General features: G+C 36.2%; 19 protein-coding genes. 8 read left to right on the top strand and 11 right to left on the bottom strand.

What is annotated here, in order from left to right:
- Window positions 1–63: 63 nt before the first annotated feature.
- A complete protein-coding gene (locus ACY0M5_RS00885; protein WP_461630504.1) occupies window positions 64–2592 on the bottom strand; it encodes a sodium-translocating pyrophosphatase in 2529 nt (842 codons plus the stop codon).
- Between the two features lie 190 nt (window positions 2593–2782).
- Entirely contained in the window at window positions 2783–3244 is a 462-nt protein-coding gene (locus ACY0M5_RS00880) for a Rieske (2Fe-2S) protein (RefSeq protein ID WP_461630503.1), read from the bottom strand.
- A gap of 97 nt (window positions 3245–3341) precedes the next feature.
- Here ACY0M5_RS00880 and ACY0M5_RS00875 point away from each other — a divergent pair, with 97 nt between their 5' ends.
- From ACY0M5_RS00875 to ACY0M5_RS00865, 3 genes are all read left to right on the top strand, one after another.
- Window positions 3342–3782 carry a hypothetical protein gene (locus ACY0M5_RS00875; protein WP_156195664.1) on the top strand — a complete coding sequence of 147 codons (441 nt, stop codon included), beginning with the start codon at window positions 3342–3344 and terminating at the stop codon, window positions 3780–3782.
- 179 nt (window positions 3783–3961) lie between these two features.
- Window positions 3962–4435, top strand: a complete 474-nt coding sequence (gene greA, locus ACY0M5_RS00870; RefSeq protein WP_124992603.1) for a transcription elongation factor GreA — start codon at window positions 3962–3964, stop codon at window positions 4433–4435.
- A 33-nt stretch (window positions 4436–4468) separates the two neighbouring features.
- Complete coding sequence (locus ACY0M5_RS00865) at window positions 4469–4864, top strand: HIT family protein (RefSeq protein ID WP_461630502.1); 396 nt, start codon at window positions 4469–4471, stop codon at window positions 4862–4864.
- 66 nt (window positions 4865–4930) lie between these two features.
- Here ACY0M5_RS00865 and ruvC read toward each other — a convergent pair whose 3' ends face one another.
- The 7 genes from ruvC to rplU all read right to left on the bottom strand — a co-directional run bounded on the left by ruvC (window position 4931) and on the right by rplU (window position 10655).
- Window positions 4931–5482: a crossover junction endodeoxyribonuclease RuvC gene (gene ruvC / locus ACY0M5_RS00860; RefSeq protein WP_124992601.1), complete on the bottom strand. Its 552-nt coding sequence runs from the start codon at window positions 5480–5482 to the stop codon at window positions 4931–4933.
- Window positions 5475–6368 (bottom strand): DMT family transporter, encoded by an 894-nt coding sequence (locus ACY0M5_RS00855; protein ID WP_461630501.1) that lies wholly within the window; start codon window positions 6366–6368, stop codon window positions 5475–5477. Before ACY0M5_RS00855 ends, ruvC begins: the two co-directional genes overlap by 8 nt.
- An 11-nt stretch (window positions 6369–6379) precedes the next feature.
- Window positions 6380–6682: a DUF4286 family protein gene (locus ACY0M5_RS00850; RefSeq protein WP_124992599.1), complete on the bottom strand. Its 303-nt coding sequence runs from the start codon at window positions 6680–6682 to the stop codon at window positions 6380–6382.
- A gap of 38 nt (window positions 6683–6720) precedes the next feature.
- Entirely contained in the window at window positions 6721–8538 is a 1818-nt protein-coding gene (locus tag ACY0M5_RS00845; RefSeq protein ID WP_461630500.1) for a tetratricopeptide repeat protein, read from the bottom strand.
- A gap of 89 nt (window positions 8539–8627) precedes the next feature.
- A complete protein-coding gene (gene serS / locus ACY0M5_RS00840; RefSeq protein WP_461630499.1) occupies window positions 8628–9902 on the bottom strand; it encodes a serine--tRNA ligase in 1275 nt (424 codons plus the stop codon).
- A 113-nt stretch (window positions 9903–10015) separates the two neighbouring features.
- A complete protein-coding gene (rpmA, locus tag ACY0M5_RS00835) occupies window positions 10016–10276 on the bottom strand; it encodes a 50S ribosomal protein L27 (protein ID WP_101310759.1) in 261 nt (86 codons plus the stop codon).
- 19 nt (window positions 10277–10295) lie between these two features.
- On the bottom strand, window positions 10296–10655 hold the full coding sequence (gene rplU, locus ACY0M5_RS00830; protein WP_461630498.1) for a 50S ribosomal protein L21: 360 nt from the start codon (window positions 10653–10655) through the stop codon (window positions 10296–10298).
- Window positions 10656–11066: 411 nt separating this feature from the next.
- Here rplU and ACY0M5_RS00825 point away from each other — a divergent pair, with 411 nt between their 5' ends.
- Window positions 11067–11672, top strand: a complete 606-nt coding sequence (locus tag ACY0M5_RS00825; protein WP_461630497.1) for a bifunctional nuclease family protein — start codon at window positions 11067–11069, stop codon at window positions 11670–11672.
- Between the two features lie 71 nt (window positions 11673–11743).
- On the opposite strand, the gene ACY0M5_RS00820 is transcribed toward ACY0M5_RS00825, so the two are convergent.
- The gene (locus ACY0M5_RS00820) at window positions 11744–12997 is read right to left on the bottom strand and encodes a nucleoside permease (RefSeq protein ID WP_156195661.1); all 1254 of its coding nucleotides are present in this window, start codon (window positions 12995–12997) and stop codon (window positions 11744–11746) included.
- Window positions 12998–13327: 330 nt separating this feature from the next.
- Between ACY0M5_RS00820 and ACY0M5_RS00815 the strand changes: the two genes are divergently transcribed.
- From ACY0M5_RS00815 to ACY0M5_RS00800, 4 genes are read left to right on the top strand one after another with little or no spacing between them, the layout of a single operon-like run.
- Window positions 13328–14305 (top strand): nucleoside recognition domain-containing protein, encoded by a 978-nt coding sequence (locus ACY0M5_RS00815; protein ID WP_461630496.1) that lies wholly within the window; start codon window positions 13328–13330, stop codon window positions 14303–14305.
- 16 nt (window positions 14306–14321) lie between these two features.
- Window positions 14322–15116 (top strand): thymidylate synthase, encoded by a 795-nt coding sequence (locus ACY0M5_RS00810; protein WP_124992593.1) that lies wholly within the window; start codon window positions 14322–14324, stop codon window positions 15114–15116.
- 11 nt (window positions 15117–15127) lie between these two features.
- Entirely contained in the window at window positions 15128–15613 is a 486-nt protein-coding gene (locus ACY0M5_RS00805) for a dihydrofolate reductase (RefSeq protein WP_461630495.1), read from the top strand.
- Window positions 15614–15621: 8 nt separating this feature from the next.
- The gene (locus ACY0M5_RS00800) at window positions 15622–16476 is read left to right on the top strand and encodes a hypothetical protein (protein ID WP_461630494.1); all 855 of its coding nucleotides are present in this window, start codon (window positions 15622–15624) and stop codon (window positions 16474–16476) included.
- Between the two features lie 32 nt (window positions 16477–16508).
- On the opposite strand, the gene clpX is transcribed toward ACY0M5_RS00800, so the two are convergent.
- Window positions 16509–17723, bottom strand: a complete 1215-nt coding sequence (clpX, locus tag ACY0M5_RS00795) for an ATP-dependent Clp protease ATP-binding subunit ClpX (RefSeq protein ID WP_124992590.1) — start codon at window positions 17721–17723, stop codon at window positions 16509–16511.

Here is a 17723-nt window from a genome sequence, read left to right as displayed (position 1 = left end):
AGTAACACAGCTAAAAAACAACCCCGAAGAAATTCTCCGGGGTTTTGTATTTCAATGCAATAGCTAGTTACTTGTTTTGCCGGCTACGTCCATTTTTATCTGATTCTGATGATTACTTCCCATTTGTGTTTCCTCATGTTTTGTCTGAGGAGTGGAAGTGTTTACTTCCTTTGCGGGAATTCTCATTCCATAAAATGAACGGTACACAAAGAACAAACCAATTACTAAGAAAACAGCTCCAATGTAAGGGGCGTAATTTATATTTCCTGTTTTATCTGATTGAACAATCAGTTCAATGGCAATTTCGGCTGCCAATAGTCCAAATAAAGTAGAAAACTTGATGATAGGGTTCAAGGCTACTGATGATGTGTCTTTGTATGGATCACCAACAGTATCACCAATAATTGTAGCATCGTGTAACGGTGTGTTTTTCTCTTTTAAATCAACTTCAACCACTTTTTTAGCATTATCCCACGCACCGCCTGCGTTGGCCATATACATGGCTTGAAACAAACCAAAAATGGCAATGGAAATAAGATAGGCTACAAAGAAGTTCGGACTAAAGAAGGCAAATGCCAGTGTCAGGCATAAAATTACGGCAAAAATGTTCCACATTCCTGTTTGTGCATACTGAGTGCAAATTCTCACAACATTCTTTGAATCTTCAATGTCGGCTTCTGTCTTCTCCAAATCGATATTCCTTTTGATGTATTCAACAGCACGATAAGCTCCGGTAGTAACAGCCTGCATGGATGCACCCGAGAACCAGAAAATTACAGCCCCGCCAGTAATTAAACCAAGAATCACAGATGGATCGGTCAATTGAATTTGCAGCAATGATTCCCCATTCGAGAGAATAGTCCCCTTAAGCAAAAGGATAATTGCAAAAATCATTGTTGTTGCACCAATAACTGCAGTACCAATTAATACGGGTTTGGCTGTAGCTTTAAAGGTATTTCCGGCAGAGTCATTCTCTTCCAAATTGTGTTTGCCACTTACAAAATTAGGTTCAAAACCAAAATCGTTAAGAATTTCCTCTTTAATGTTTGGAATCTTTTCTATCTGAGATAGTTCAAAAACCGATTGAGCATTATCTGTTACCGGACCATAACTGTCAACAGCAATGGTAACGGGTCCCATTCCCAAGAAACCAAAAGCCACTAATCCAAAGGCGAAAATTCCAGGATAATCGCCAAATATGGCAATGTCTTGAACGGTGTAAAATGCAGTTGCCATAAGAGCCATCATTACCATACCTTTCCAAAAAGCAGAGAAATTACCGGCTACCATTCCCGAAAGAATCGTTAAGGATGCACCACCTTCCCGGGAAGCAGTAACCACTTCCTGAACATGACGGGAACTCGAACTGGTAAATGCTTTGGTTAATTCCGGGATAACCGCAGCGGCAAGTGTTCCGCAGGATATTATTGTTGAAAGTTTCCACCACAATCCTTCAGGCAGATCTGATATTAGGATGTCGCTGACTACATAAGTTACAACAATTGAAATAATCGAAGTAATCCAAACCAAAGAAGTCAACGGAGCTTCAAAATTAAAATGATCAGCTTGACTGTATCTTGCTTTTGCAATGGCTTGATTTACCAAATAAGCAAATACTGATGTGAAGATCATCAGGACACGCATAGCGAAAATCCAGACAATAAGAGTTGATGCAAAACCAACGTTTGGCATTAATCCGGTTTCACCAAACATCAAAATAATGAAAGTAATTAATGCAACACCGGTAACACCATAAGTCTCAAACCCATCAGCAGTTGGTCCAACACTATCACCTGCATTATCACCGGTACAATCGGCAATAACTCCAGGATTACGTGGGTCATCTTCACCAATTTTGAATACAATTTTCATTAAATCGGCACCAATGTCGGCAATTTTGGTGAAAATACCACCGGCAATTCGCAGAGCCGAAGCGGCTAATGATTCGCCAATAGCAAAACCCACGAAACAAGCACCGGCACTATCACCAGGTATAAACAGCAAAATAGCGATCATCATAATCAGCTCGATACAAATTAAAAGAAGACCAACACTCATACCTGCCTGCAATGGAATGGACATTACATCGAAGGGCTTTTTCTTAAGCGCTGCAAATGATGTGCGGCTGTTTGCGTAAGTATTTATCCTGATTCCAAACCAGGCAACTCCATACGATCCTAATATTCCCAGTACTGTCCAAAGAAGAATAAGCATAGTTTTTGGGATGGATACGTGAGCTAAACCAATAAAATAATAGGAAATTGCAAAACCAATAATCAGAAAAAGAATAATTAGAAATTTACCTTGCTGCAATAGGTAAGTTTTGCAGGTTTCGTAAATAATATTGGAAACCTTTGCCATTGAATGATGTACAGGAAGATTTTTAATTCTATTAAATTGAATCATTCCGAAGAATAAACCCAAAACGATAACTACAATGCCATAAAATAACAAGTTCCAGCCATTTATGCCACCAAGTCCGTCAAAAACACTCTGTCTTAAATCGGGAACAACCAGGTCTGCTTCGCTGGCAAAACTTGCGAAAGGAGTTAGCAGTACCCCGAACACTAGTAGTAATAATGCTTTTTTCATAGGATAGAGATTAAATTAATTAGGTGAATTTCCTATCAAATTATGCATTATTGTAAAGTGAAACAAGACTTTATGTAATTACTTTTTTAAAAAGTAAACTTTATTATATTTTGATTGTATCCTGAATTTCTTATTTTTAACGTGTGAAAATTAGTTCCTTAGGTTAGGGAACTATTGTTTTGGAATAAATTTAATTGCGGATTTTTAGAGTGTTGTTACCGGAGTAGTAAGTATTTCTATACTCTTTTAATTTGTACTTAGCCTCTGAATCATTAAAAGGCCATCCACCGGTTAACAAACTAAATTTACTTCCACAAACAGGACATTCTGCGTAGGAACCCTCAATTTTCAGATGTTCTTCTGAATCTTTATCATTGGTGCAGGTTGCATCAAATACAGTAAATTCAGAGGTGCTTGTTCTCACTACAATAAATCCATGCCCGTTATATCCGACGGATGCGTCTATTTCATCAAAGTAAAGGGCATTACCTACAGAATTTAGTTCGCTGTAAAAATCAAGATAGATGGTTCCCTTCACGTAGGTATATGGGATGATCTCATCCACGTTAGTATCTTTACTGCAGGAACAAAAAGTGATGTTTATCAGACAGAAAAGAAAAAAAAGTGGTAAATTTGATTTATTGTGGCTCATTGTAGTTTGTTTTACTCTTTATATAACGTAATGGTTGCCGTTATTAGTGCAGGCATTCGCAAAATTAAGCTTTTAAATTAATTTTAACAGTATCAGTATGGACGATAGTTGGGGGAATATATTATACTATGTTATAGTGGCACTCTTTGTTATTGTTGGTGCTCTCAAAAAAAAGAAGCCGGTAGCTGTTCAGCCTCCCGATGATGAGGAAATTCTTCAACGGTCGGAGCCTGAAATTCAGGGTGGATTCGAATCACTTTTTGAGAGCTTGTTGGGCAACGAAATACCCAAACCTTACGTTCAGCCTGTAGAAAATACAATTTCCGAGCAAAAGGAAACAATGATGGAGGAATATACAAGATTGCAAGAACTGAAGGAAGAGGTTCGCGAAGAGAAAAAAGAACCTGTTTTTGATGATTTAAAATCAATCTATAGTGATAGTAAGCATGAGAATGAGTTGGAAGAAGATCAGGAAGAAGAAATCGATTGGCGCCAAGCCATTATTTACAAAGAGATTTTAGATAGAAGGTACACCTAAAGCAAAAAATAAAGTATACTTTTATTGATTCCTGTTATTTAATGCAGGTAAGGGTTCGTTTATACTAAATTTGTATATTTGCATCCGGAAGAGTTTCGAAAAATCGAAATTCTTTTTGTTTTTTAGATCGTTATCGATCAAATAGATAAGAATTATAAGAATTTAAATAGGAGGGAATTATGTCTGGTTATTCATATGTAACAGCCGAAGGACTAAAAAAACTAAGAGCAGAAGTGGAACATCTAGAGACGATCGAACGTCCTAATATTTCCAAACAAATTGGAGAAGCAATCGATAAAGGAGACTTGTCGGAAAATGCTGAGTACGATGCTGCAAAAGAAGCTCAAGGTTTATTGGAAGCCAAAATTTCACAATTAAGAGGTATTCTGGCAAACAGTCGGGTAATTGATGAGACTAAAATTGATACCTCGAAGGTTCAGATGATGACTAAGGTTACCATTAAGAATCAAAAAAATGGTACTGTAATGGCTTATACTTTAGTGTCGGAAACCGAGGCTGATTTTAAGAAAGGGAAACTATCAATCAATACACCAATTGCCAAAGGTTTAATAGGTAAGGTTATTGGTGATGTTGTTGAAATTCAGGTTCCAAATGGTTTAATTCCATTTGAAATTATTGATATTTCGTTATAATTAAAGCGGGTACAAAATCAGAAACACACGGATATGGCTTCAATTTTCACAAAAATAGTAAATGGCGAAATTCCTTGCCATAAAATAGCTGAAGATGAGAATTTTTTTGCTTTTTTGGATATCAGTCCTTTGGCATTAGGTCACACTTTGGTAATACCAAAGCAGGAGGTTGACTATATTTTTGATTTGGATGATGATGTTTTAACTGGATTAAATCTTTTTGCCAAACGCGTAGCTAAGGCCGTTAAGAAGACCATTGAATGCAAAAGAATTGGAATTGCTGTTATTGGTATAGAGGTTCCGCATACTCATATTCATCTGGTTCCGATAAATAATGTTGGAGATTTAAACTTTGCGAATCCAAAATTGGAAATAGCATCGGATAAGTTGGCCGAAATTGCGGCAAAAATTAGAGAGAATTTTAAATAGAATCAATTCTTCCAATAGAAATATCAGCCACTTTTTAAGTGGCTTTTTTTTTGATCCAATTTAAAATTATTTGACCCTGCCCGGATTCTTTTTTACAAAATCTGCCCAGGATTTTGGTTTCCCTGCAGATGCAATGCTATTGGACTGAAAAAAATGACACATTGCGATTGCAATGGCATCCGTTTCATCCGAATTTTGTGGGAATTCCTTCAGATTAAAAAAACGTTGAAGAACGGTTGCCAATTGTTCTTTTGAGGCCAGTCCGGTTCCGGTAATCGCAAGTTTAATTTTTTTTGGTGCGTACTCAAAAATGGGAATATTGCGATGCAATGCTGCTGAAATTGCAACACCCTGAGCCCGTCCTAATTTAAGCATTGATTGAATGTTTTTTCCAAAAAACTGTGATTCAATAGCTAATTCATCGGGTTTGTACTCATCAATTACCTGCAGTGTACGTTGGAAAATTTTCTGAAGTTTAATGTAGGGATCAGAAATCTTTTTGAGATCCAAGACACCGGAAACCAAGATTTGTGGTTTTTTGTCTACAACTCTTATTAGTCCGTAGCCCATTAGATTGGTGCCAGGATCAATTCCCATAATTATTCTGTCGTTACTCAATTGAATTGGTTTTTCGAATAAATTTTTGCAGTACAATACCCAAAATGATAAGTACCAGTCCTGCAAGAGTACTAAGATAGATAGATTCTCCGATAATAAGATGAACAAACAGCAAGGAAACAAACGGACTTAAAAAAACCAGATTGCTTATTTTATCTGTTGAACTTGTCATTTTTAATGCTTTTAACCAGAATACAGCTGCAATTCCACATTCTACGACACCTATATATACAGCCGCTAAAATACTTTTGTTGTCAGGCATGCGAAATTCAGAAAACAGGAAGATAGATATCAGTATATAAAGAAATCCAAAAGCCATGTTCAAAAATAGTTTGCCTTTTTCTTCTCTTAAATCGCGAACATTAAACAACCAGAACAGAGCCCAAAATACAGAGCTGGAGAGGGCTAACAGTACTCCAAAGGTATTTGGGGTTTGAATGGATGTGAATGAACCTTTGTTAGCAATAATCACAACGCCCGAAAAACTTACCAATATGCATGAGATACTCTTCCATCCAATTTTATGTTTTAATAAAGGGATCGAAAGCAGTACCAAGGTAATTGGCCAAATGTAGTTCAGACTCAAAGCAAATTGAGCAGGCAGTATTGAGTAAGCTTTTAAAAGCACCAAATAGTATAGAAATGGATTTAAAAAGCCCAATCCTGCCGATCGAATATAATCCTTTGTGCTTCCTGAAAAAGTTTTTTGTAATTGAGATGTGAATAAAAGTAAACAGCCCAAAAAAAGCACGGCTATTCCCGAAGAGATTAGCAAAAGATGAAGAAAATCCATTCCGTGCAATGCAATTTTAAATGCTGTCGCTACTGTTGACCAGCAAAAGATTGCTGACAGGGCGTAAATGTATGCTTTCTTTTGCGTATCCAAAGTCTTGGAAATTATGCTTCTTCCAGCAAGGATGAAAAACTCATCACCTGGCTTCTGTATTTTGCTTCGAAAACAGCTTTGGCTCTTGGCTCGAAACTACAGTGATACTTTGTGAATAATTCTTTGTTTTTGAACAGAAGTTGAAGTGAATAGGTCAAACCTTCATTTTCTGTAGCAACCATTACTTTGCAAAAATAATTGGCGGAAAAAGTTCCGGTTTCTTTAAGTAAAGGGATAAATTTTGTTTTCATCCATTCACAAAACTCTTTCTCCATAGAATTTTCAATCAAATAGCTGGTATTGTATATAATCATTGATTGCAGTCTTTAGTTTTTGCAAAGGTATTTAAATTTCACTTTCTTAAATCATTTAATTTTTTTCGGGCTTCAACAGAGTATATGCTGTCAGAATATTCAGTCACAATATTTTTGTAGTTCTCCATGGCTTTTTCTGTTTCGTTTAACTTCTGAAGCAGTTCTCCTTGTGTGAACAATGCCTTCGGCGCAAGAGTTTCGTATGGATGTTCTTCTATAATTTTGGACAAGGCCAAAAGTGCTTTTTCTGTTTTATTTGCTTTGATGAAAGTTTCATATTTCAGAAAATAAACTTCATCAGTTAGTGAATGTCCCGGATGATTTTTAAGCAATTCATCCAGCTTAAGAAGGGCTAAAGAATCTTTTCGCTGATACATCAGGAATTCTGCTTCAGCATAAATTTTCATAGCTGTGTAGCTTGTATCTAAAGTAGTATTGTCACTAATCAATTGCGATAGGAAAATTGCATCGTTGGCTATTAGTTTCGAAGTACTACCTTTTAGTGCATCCAACTGAGCTTTGGCCCATTTTAATTCACCCATAAAGTAAGACACTTTGGCTTTTTTGAATTTTGCTTCGAAGCCTATCGTGTTGTTTTTATTTGATTTTTCGATTTGTGAATACAGTAGAATTGCATCCCATTTTTCGTTGGTAAATAGCTTGATGTCTGCCAGTTCAAGTTTTAATTCCGATCTGTTTTGTTGGCTAAGTCCTGAACTTGCCAATGCTTTTTCTAATAGTTCGATTGATTCTGCCGATTGATTCAAAAAGAATGAATTGATGTGTGCGTATTGTATTAGAACAGAACTGTTCTGCAATGCAGTATTTTCTTCCGAAAAGAATTTTTTATATCGTCCGGAAAGCTCAATCCAATCAGATTTTGATGTTGAATTTTGTTTTTGAAGCAGAAGATAGCGGGTTTCCAAATCACCAACGCGGGCATTTAAATAATTGGGCGATGAAGATCCTTTATCAACAACATGTTGATAACATTCAAGAGCAGTTTTAAAATCATCATTTGTTCTTGCAGCGCTTGCTAAGGATAGCAGGCGGGAACCATCCTCTTTTCCAATTAAATCTATCGATCTGGCTTGTGTGAAAGCAGCTTGAAACTGTTTTTTCTGCATAAAATACCATTGTAACAATTCCTTAAAGCTGAGGTTTTCAGTTTCAGTTTGTATTTTTTGCAGCAATTGATTTTTTAGAATGGGATCCAAACTTGAATTGATATCCTGAAGGAGTGCGGATTGCAAATGGTTTTCTACAGTTTTTATTTGTGTTGGATCAACTGAAAGTGCCAGCAGGTATTCTGCAACCATCTTTTCAAAATCTCTCTGAGACAGAAAAATAGTTGCCAGTTCCATGTGAAAGAGATGCTCCTGATTCATAATTTTTCTGCCGATATTGTAAGTTTTAACGGCGAATTCATATTCGCGTTTTCTTACGAAAGCGTTAGCAATACTAGTGATTTCACTTCTGACAGGAACCATTTTTTTTAAAACCTGATTGTATTGAGCCAGACTTTGATCACTTTCTCCGGCCATTTTGTAAACGAATCCCAGGTCTATTAAAAAGCTTCGGTCGTCCGGATTTTTTTTAATTTCTTTTTTAATTGATTTCTCTGCTTCCTGATAATCCTCAAGTTGAATTAAGCAATCAATATAGTAGTTGAAATAAGTTCTTGACCGCGTAATTTTATGCAGGTTAAAGAATAGGGAAGATGCCGGTCTGTATTCTTTATCACGAAAGTAGTTAAAAGCCAGTTGACTTTCTGTTTGGATGTTGTTTTGTGAATAGCTGTATTCAGATCCTAAGAAGGAAATCAGAACAAAAAAGCTTACTATGAATTTTTTCAAAACCAGTTTTTTAAAGATGATACTCTACTCAAAAATATAAAAAAAGCCCGGTTGTTTCGAACCGGGCCATAAAATTAAGTAAATATCTTTTAGTCGATTAGCTCAAATCCAGTGTAAGGAACCAATGCTTTTGGAATTCGGATTCCTTCAGGAGTTTGGTTGTTTTCAAGCAAGGCGGCTACAATTCTGGGCAATGCCAGTGCACTTCCGTTCAAAGTATGCGCCAGTTCAGGTTTTTTCATATCCTTACCTTTGTATCGTAATTTTAAACGATTCGATTGGTAGGCTTCAAAGTTAGAAACAGAACTTACTTCAAGCCATTTGTCCTGAGCTGCAGAAAATACTTCGAAATCGAAGGTGAGAGCCGCAGTAAAGCTGGTGTCACCACCACATAAGCGAAGCAGGCGGTAAGGAAGTTCCAATTTCAGGATAAGACCCTCAACGTGGGCTACCATTCCTTCAAGGGCTTCGTATGATTTATCAGGATGCTGTAATTGTACAATTTCTACTTTATCGAACTGGTGAAGACGATTTAAGCCACGTACATCTTTTCCGTACGATCCGGCTTCTCTTCTAAAACAAGCAGAATAAGCGGTGTTTTTTACCGGGAAATCTTCTTCTTTCAAAATAACATCACGGTAAATGTTTGTTACCGGAACTTCAGCTGTAGGTATTAAATACAGGTTGTCCTCAGTTACGTGATACATTTGCCCTTCTTTGTCTGGCAATTGTCCGGTTCCGTATCCAGAAGCTTCGTTAACAACTAGTGGAGGAATTACTTCTTCGTAACCGGCTTTGCGGTTTTCGTCCAAAAAGAAATTGATTAAGGCTCTCTGAAGAATTGCACCTTTGCCTCTGTATAAAGGGAAACCAGCACCGGTGATTTTATTTCCCAATTCAAAATCAATAATATTATATTTTTTAGCTAATTCCCAGTGAGGAATTGCATCGGCGTGCAGTTTTGGAATAGTTCCACACGTTTTTTCAACAACATTTTCGTTTTCACCTTTACCGGCAGGAACAGATGAATGCGGTGTATTTGGAATTTGAAGCAACAAATCATTTAATTCCTGAATTGTACTGTTCTGAATCGCAGTTAATTCGGCAATAGAATCCTTCAATTCTCCGGTTTTTTCTTTTGCAGCATTCGCCTCATCAGCTTTTCCACTTTTAAAAAGCATTCCGATTTCTTTCGATAAACCGTTCATTTCTGCCAGTGTAGCATCTAATTTTACTTGGCTTTCTTTTCTTTTTTCGTCAAGAATGATAATTCTTCCGATGATTTCTGTTGCGTCGAAATTCTTGATTTTTAAAGCCTTAATGGCTTCTTCCTTATTTTCCTGTAGGTATTTGAGGCTTAACATCAGTATCTTTTGTTAATGATTATATCTATAACTTTCAGGTTATAAAAATAAAAAAATCTCCTGTCTTTATACGAAATAAAGCAGGAGATTTAAATATTTTAAAGCTAAATAATCTATTCAGCTAAAGGTTCAATAGAAACGTAAGATTTATTATCTCTTTTCTTTTTAAAAACCACTGTTCCAGGAATAAGAGCAAAAAGAGTATGATCTCTGCCAATACCTACATTTTCACCTGGGTTGTGTTTTGTTCCTCTTTGACGAATAAGAATGCTTCCAGCTTTAGCCAATTGCCCACCAAAAATCTTAACTCCTAATCGCTTACTTTCCGATTCTCTACCGTTTCTAGAACTACCGGCTCCTTTTTTATGTGCCATTTTGTTATATTTTTAAGGATTAAGCAACAATTTCTTCAATTTGAATTTGTGAAAGGTCCTGACGGTGTCCGTTCAGTTTTCTGTATCCTTTTCTTCTTTTCTTTTTGAATACTTTTACCTTGTCACCTCTCATGTGAGATAAAACTTTAGCAGTTACTTTAGCTCCTTCAACAGTTGGAGCACCAACTACTATCTCACCATCGTTATCCACTAAAAGTACTTTAGGGAACTCTACTTGTCCGCCTTCTTCAGCAGATAGTCTGTGAACAAAAATCTTTTGGTCTTTTTCAACTTTAAATTGCTGACCAGCGATTTCTACAATTACGTACATTATTTCTAATTTTACGGTTTGTTCCTGAGGGTGGGTTATTTTAAACATTAAATATACCTCTTGGTGAACCCCCAAAGAATTTTATTTCGGATTGCAAAAATAAAAAAGAATAATTGATAAACAAAGTTTTACTCCTGTAAATGAATCATTTTGATTCTTTTTTTTCGATTTGGATCTTATTTCAATTGATTTCACAAAAATAAAATCAATAAGTTTCCATGGCTGCTTTTGGATTTCTTTGGCTATAATACGTATCTTCATAGATACGATTGAGAAAATCAATATATGGTATATATGTGATTGATGAAAAGGAATTCGAAGTTGCTAATTGATTTTGTAAATAGAAGTAAATCAGCAGGTATTGGTGAAGATGAGAAGTAACCTCAGTTTATTGTTAATAGTCAATTAAAAACAATTCTTATATTTGTTAATTGATTGGTGAAAAAAAGAGGAGTTTTTATGGGGAAGATAAAACTTAACGTTTTAGGATTGTCGTACAGTCAGACTCAAACAGGAGCCTATGCACTTGTTTTGTCTGAAGAAAATGGAGACCGAAGGATTCCTATAATTATAGGTGGTGTAGAGGCTCAGTCAATTGCTATTCAGTTGGAGGAATTAGAGCCTCCACGACCATTAACTCATGATCTTTTTAAAAGTTTTGCTGAAGCCTTTGCGGTGAATGTTGTTGAGGTAAATATTTATCGGTTGGAAGAGGGAATTTTTTACTCAGAGTTAATATGCGAAAAAGGATTAAGTCGTATTCGGATAGATTCCCGCACATCTGATGCTGTTGCCATTGCTCTGCGTTTTAGGTGTCCAATATTCACAACAGAAGAAATAATTGAGAAAGCAGGAATCGTATTAAGTCTTGAGAGAGAAGCAGAAGATCCGATGATTGCCGGACAAACAGACCCAGAGGTATCTAAGCCTGAGAAGAGGAGTCAATTTACCGAATATTCTATTGCACAGCTTAGAGGGATGCTGGATGATGCAGTTCGTGATGAAGACTACGAACGAGCGTCACTGATTCGTGATGAAATTGATCGTCGGGGAGAATCTGTTTAAAAAAATACAAAGTATTATATAATTAAAAACAAAAATGGCAAGTTTTCACTTGCCATTTTTGTTGTATATATTTAGTGGCTAAATTCGGCCAGTTGTTTTGGATCGTGCTTGTGCTTAAACAGAATTGCAAAGAAAATGGCAACAACTAGGGAATAGATTGCAAATGTACTCCAAATCCCTTCCCAATTAAAAAGATCTCCCTCGCCTTTAAAGAATGTATCGATAATGAGACCACTTGACCAACTTCCCAAAATGGCACCAAATCCATTGGTCATCATCATAAATAATCCCTGAGCACTTGCACGCATGCTTGAATCACTCGAGGTTTCAACGAATAGCGAACCTGAAATATTGAAGAAATCAAAAGCCATTCCATATACAATACAAGAAAGAATTATCATCCATAATCCACCTGATGGATCACCAAAAGCAAAGAGTCCGAATCGAAGAACCCATGCGATCATACTTATTAGCATGACTTTTTTTATTCCAAATCTCTTTAGAAAGAAAGGAATGGCAAGAATGAAAAGGGTTTCAGATATCTGAGAAATCGACATGATGATAGCTGGATATTTTACAGCAATTAGTTCTTTGTATGCATCTATTTTTGCAAAATCGTGCAAGAATGTATCTCCGTAGGCATTGGTTAGTTGAAGAGAAGCTCCCAACAGCATCGAGAAAATGAAGAACATTGCCATTTTAGGATTTTTGAATAACCGAAAAGCATTTAGTCCTAACGAATTGACAATGGATTTATCCCGCGGTTCTTTGCAGATATTACACTTTGGTAAAGAAAATGCATAGAAACCAAGACACAGAGAGGCTAGGGCTGCTACGTAGAATTGTAATGCTGAAGTTTCAATTTTAAGCAAACTAACAGTCCACATGGCAATAATAAAACCAACAGTTCCAAAAACTCTTATGGGTGGATATTCCTTAACCACATCCATATTCGATTTGTTTAATGCCGAATAGGCAACTGTAATTGACAAGGAAATAGTTGGCATGTAAAAAAACATATTAATTAGCATCAGCCAAAACATAGACGCAGGAGTGTTTGCTTGGGGTAAAAGAGTAAGTATTATTGCCCCGCAAATGTGGAAGATTCCAAGAAGTTTTTCGGCATTAACCCAACGGTCGGCAATAATTCCCGCAATAGCAGGCATAAACAAGGATGCTATGCCCATTGTTGAGAAAATAGCGCCAAATTCTGTTCCCGACCAGCCTTTGTTTTGAAACCAATAACCACCAATAGTTATTAACCATGCTCCCCAAACAAAAAATTGAAGGAAGTTCATTACTATCAGACGATTTTTTATACCCATAACGATGTTTTTAAAAAATAGGTTAGTATTTGATATGTCTTACTGGTTATTGGTTGTTTTCGTAGTCTTAATTTGAAATTCGCCCGAGGATTCGTTAATAACGATTGAAATCTTTACTCTTTTGAAAATCAGAAGTGTCAAAACTAACTAAAAAAATAGATTCTTAAAACATCGGCATTGTCTTTTTATGACAATTACAAGTGATATGAAAACATTCTAGATAGAGCGGTCTTAATTTTTAGCGAACTAATTTGGTAAATGTATGTGTTGGAGATGACCTATAAATTGATTGAAAAAAGTATTTTTGTACTTCACTCAAGTTGAATATAAATGATTCAGGAAAGTTCAGTTCGTGATAAAACTCTGTCGCCGAAAGCTAAAGTCATTGCAGCTGTCAGGGAATCTATTCCAAAAGCCTATTCTACATCTAAGTGGCTTTTGAGTATCATGATTCCGGTTTCCTTTGGCGTGTTGTTGCTCAACTACACGGGAATATTGGCTTTGGTTTCGGGTTATTTGCAGCCTGTATTTGAGTACATGGGCTTGCCGGGAGAATCGGCATTTGTTTTACTAACCAGTATTTTCACGAATATTTATACGGCGATTGCTGTAATTACCAGTTTGGAGCTGGAGGGTCGGGTGGTTACAATTTTAGCAGCAATGTGTTTGGTGGCACACGGTTTTATAATTGAAACAGCGGTTCTAAAAAAAACAGGATCGTCGATGTTTCGAATGATAATTCTAAGATTGACAGGAAGTTTTGTGCTTGGGTTATTTTTAAATTGGGCTTTGCCGGCAGATTCATTTCATGCTCAGGCTGGCGTTTCTGTACAGCAGGAAACTTTTAATTTAATGTTTGCAGCTTGGCTTTTGTCTTCGTTGGTATTAAGTTTAAAAGTAATAATTCTGATTACCTTGTTGATGATCTTGCAGCGAATTCTGGAAGTTTTTGGTGTTATTAAATGGCTGTCGCGAATGTTGGCTCCTTTTCAGTCAATAATGGGACTGCCCGATTCCACATCCTTTTCATGGATAGTTGCTAATACTTTGGGTTTGGCATATGGTTCAGCCATCATGATAGAACAAGTTGAAAAGGGACAAATGACAAAATCGGAAGCTGATTTATTAAATCATCACATCGCTGTATCCCATTCACAATTAGAAGACCCGCTATTATTTGCAGCTATTGGTGTGCCTTTGAGCTGGTTGATTATTCCTCGTGTTTTTTTAGGAATTATTGTGGTGTGGTTATATCGTTTCGAACTATTTATAAGGAAGTCGTTAAATAGTTTTATCTTTAAAAATTAAATTTTGACAATTAGTTATGCAACAATATCTTCACTTATTAGAAAGAGTTCTCGAAGAAGGGAATAAGAAAGAAGACAGAACCGGAACGGGAACCGTAAGTGTTTTTGGTCATCAAATGCGCTTCGATTTATCCAAAGGATTTCCTCTATTAACTACTAAGAAGCTTCACTTAAAATCAATAATTCACGAATTGCTTTGGTTTTTAGATGGAGACACCAATGTGAAATATCTTCAGGACAATGGTGTTAGAATCTGGAACGAGTGGGCTGATGAAAACGGCGATTTGGGACATGTTTACGGATACCAGTGGAGATCGTGGCCAAAAAGCAATGGAGAATCAATAGATCAGATCACGCAAGTGGTGCATGATATTAAAAATAATCCTGATTCAAGAAGGTTAATTGTAAGTGCATGGAATCCGGCTGATATTGAAAATATGGCTTTGCCTCCCTGTCATGCACTGTTTCAGTTTTATGTAGCCAATGGCAAACTTTCCTGTCAGTTGTACCAGCGCAGTGCTGATATATTTTTGGGTGTTCCGTTCAATATCGCTTCCTATGCTATTTTAACAATGATGATGGCTCAGGTGTGTAATTTGGAACCAGGTGAGTTTATACATACCTTGGGCGATGCGCATATCTACATGAATCATATGGATCAGGTAAAGTTGCAATTGTCGAGAGAGCCGAAGGAACTTCCGGTACTTAAAATAAATCCTGAGGTTAAAAGTATATTCGATTTTAAATTTGAGGATTTTAGTTTGGAAAACTACGATCCACATCCTCATATTAAAGGAGCAATTTCCATTTAAAACTAAACATTATGAATGTATCAATTATTGTTGCCGTTTCCCGAAATCAGGTAATCGGAAAAGATAATCAGTTAATCTGGAAGCTGTCTGCCGATTTAAAAAGGTTTAAAGCTTTAACCACAGGTCATACCATTATTATGGGAAGAAAAACTTTCGAATCAATAGGTAAGCCATTGCCAAACAGAACTTCTGTAATTATAACCCGTCAAGCGGATTATGTGGCAGAAGGATGCGTTGTTGTTAATTCGTTAGAGGAGGCTTTGGAAAAATTTTCGGATCAGGAGGAAGTTTTTATTATTGGCGGAGGAACTATTTATAAAGAAGCTTTGGCTAAGGCTAATAAGATATATTACACAAAAGTTCATAAGGATTTTGAAGGAGATACTTTTTTTCCGGTTTTGGATTTAAAAGAATGGAAATCAGTCAACAGAGAGGATTGTTTTCCAGATGAAAAAAACGAAGTTCCTTATTCATTTATCGATTACATTAGAAAATAACAGTATATATGAGGCGTTTTATTTCAGGTTTAGCATTATCCTTTTGCTTTTTATTGGTGAATTCATGTTCAACAGGATCAGATCCTGAAGATATTATTCTTGACGTGTTCTCTGTTCCTGCCGAGCTTACTCTGCAAATAGAAAATGTATTTAACGATTTAGCCATGGATGTGAATGGTATTGCGATGCATAAATTGGAATTCACAGGTGATTTGATCACAACAAATGTAGCTAAATGCCTGAAGGCTTCAGTTCATCGAAATTCACAGACTTTTGTGCTTGATTCAATTGTATTGGATTATGGAACAGTAACATGTTCTTCGAATGGTGCTGCGTTTAAAGGAAAAGTAATTGTAGATCCTAAAGATGAAGATCTGAAATCTTTTGATATTCGTTTAAAGGATTTCAAATCTTATGGATATTCCATAACCGGAGCAATTGAGTTTCAGATAACCGGAGAAACCGCTGGAAAATATTTTTCCATGAAAATGGAAAATGCTGAATTTTTAATTAGTGGAACCGGGGAAACGGTTTATACAGTTACTGTAGCAAGTATAAACAATGTTTACACTTTTTTTAAGAGTGAGGAAGGTTTGACTGATTATACTGATGATATTTTTAAATTTACAACGAGTCTTTCGGGTGAAACTCCTGATGGAGCATTGTTTAATTTGGAAAGTAGTAGTGACTTAATCTATGCTTATTCGTGTAAGAATATTATAGGCGGGAAGGCCGATTTCTCATTAAGCGATATTGGTGATGGTATAGTAAATTTTGGAGGAGGAGATCCTGAGTCTGAGTCTGATTGTGATGCTAAGGCCACAGTAAGTGCATTCGGAGCAAATATATCAATAACATTATAAAAAGAAAAAAGCCGGATATTATCCGGCTTTTTCTATGCGACTTTTAAACGCTTGAGGTTTATTTTTTCAAGTTTCTCACTTGCGTACTTTCTGTCAATATCAATTTTCTTCTGACCGCTTGTTGGTAATTCAAACATGGCATCAATCATGATTGCTTCGCAAATGGATCTTAATCCACGGGCTCCAAGTTTAAATTCCAATGCTTTATCTACAATATATTCCAATGCATTGTTTTCAAATGTCAATTCGATATCGTCAATTTTAAATAGCTTGGTGTATTGTTTTAAAATTGCATTTTTAGGCTCTGTCAGAATGTTTCTCAATGCTCTTCTGTCCAAAGGTTCTAAGTAGGTAAGAACAGGTAAACGACCAATAATCTCAGGAATTAAACCAAAAGATTTTAAATCCTGTGGGGCAATATATTGCAATAAATTATCCTGATCAATCTGTTCTTTTTCTTTGTTGGCATTGAATCCAACAATTTGAGTATTTAATCGTTGAGCAATTTTTCTTTGAATACCATCAAATGCACCACCACATATAAATAAAACGTTTTTGGTATTTACAGGTATCATTTTTTGATCAGGATGTTTTCTTCCTCCTTGAGGCGGAACATTAACAACCGATCCTTCCAGTAATTTGAGTAATCCTTGCTGAACACCTTCACCTGACACATCTCGGGTAATGGAAGGATTGTCGCTTTTTCTGGCAATTTTATCTATTTCATCAATAAACACAATTCCTTTTTCAGCAGCAGCAACATCATAATCTGATGCCTGAAGAAGCCTTGTTAAGATCGATTCAATATCCTCACCAACATAACCAGCTTCGGTTAGTACCGTGGCATCAACAATAGTAAACGGCACATGAAGCATCTTGGCAATTGTTCTGGCTAATAAGGTTTTACCTGTTCCAGTTTCTCCAACAAGGATAATATTCGATTTTTCAATCTCAATATCTTCGTCATCTCTTTCCTGCAGTAATCTCTTGTAATGATTATATACCGCAACCGCAAGATATTTTTTTGCATCATCTTGTCCAATTACATACTGGTCAAGAAATGTCTTTATTTCTGTTGGTTTTAATAATTGAATCTCTTTTAGGTTGATATCAGTACGATTCTTTAATTCTTCCTGTACAATAGCATAGGCCTGTTCGATACAGCTATCGCAAATATGACCGCTGATTCCGGCAATTAGAAGATTTGTATCCTTCTTTTCTCTCCCACAAAACGAGCATTTATCCAT

Origin of the sequence: Labilibaculum euxinicum (assembly GCF_963678175.1) — a bacterium.
Lineage (GTDB): Bacteria > Bacteroidota > Bacteroidia > Bacteroidales > Marinifilaceae > Labilibaculum > Labilibaculum euxinus.
This window is presented reverse-complemented; position numbering and strand designations above follow the sequence as displayed.

Coding starts and splice junctions, on each gene's coding strand:
- serS (WP_461630499.1), bottom strand. CDS start 9,902: ATGTTAAGCCTCAAATACCTACAGGAAAATAAGGAAGAAGCCATTAAG.
- greA (WP_124992603.1), top strand. CDS start 3,962: ATGTCTGGTTATTCATATGTAACAGCCGAAGGACTAAAAAAACTAAGA.
- ACY0M5_RS00850 (WP_124992599.1), bottom strand. CDS start 6,682: ATGATTATATACAATACCAGCTATTTGATTGAAAATTCTATGGAGAAA.
- rpmA (WP_101310759.1), bottom strand. CDS start 10,276: ATGGCACATAAAAAAGGAGCCGGTAGTTCTAGAAACGGTAGAGAATCG.
- ACY0M5_RS00880 (WP_461630503.1), bottom strand. CDS start 3,244: ATGAGCCACAATAAATCAAATTTACCACTTTTTTTTCTTTTCTGTCTG.
- ACY0M5_RS00885 (WP_461630504.1), bottom strand. CDS start 2,592: ATGAAAAAAGCATTATTACTACTAGTGTTCGGGGTACTGCTAACTCCT.
- rplU (WP_461630498.1), bottom strand. CDS start 10,655: ATGTTTAAAATAACCCACCCTCAGGAACAAACCGTAAAATTAGAAATA.
- ACY0M5_RS00800 (WP_461630494.1), top strand. CDS start 15,622: ATGAGGCGTTTTATTTCAGGTTTAGCATTATCCTTTTGCTTTTTATTG.
- ACY0M5_RS00825 (WP_461630497.1), top strand. CDS start 11,067: ATGGGGAAGATAAAACTTAACGTTTTAGGATTGTCGTACAGTCAGACT.
- clpX (WP_124992590.1), bottom strand. CDS start 17,723: ATGGATAAATGCTCGTTTTGTGGGAGAGAAAAGAAGGATACAAATCTT.
- ACY0M5_RS00875 (WP_156195664.1), top strand. CDS start 3,342: ATGGACGATAGTTGGGGGAATATATTATACTATGTTATAGTGGCACTC.
- ACY0M5_RS00815 (WP_461630496.1), top strand. CDS start 13,328: ATGATTCAGGAAAGTTCAGTTCGTGATAAAACTCTGTCGCCGAAAGCT.
- ACY0M5_RS00865 (WP_461630502.1), top strand. CDS start 4,469: ATGGCTTCAATTTTCACAAAAATAGTAAATGGCGAAATTCCTTGCCAT.
- ACY0M5_RS00810 (WP_124992593.1), top strand. CDS start 14,322: ATGCAACAATATCTTCACTTATTAGAAAGAGTTCTCGAAGAAGGGAAT.
- ACY0M5_RS00820 (WP_156195661.1), bottom strand. CDS start 12,997: ATGGGTATAAAAAATCGTCTGATAGTAATGAACTTCCTTCAATTTTTT.
- ACY0M5_RS00805 (WP_461630495.1), top strand. CDS start 15,128: ATGAATGTATCAATTATTGTTGCCGTTTCCCGAAATCAGGTAATCGGA.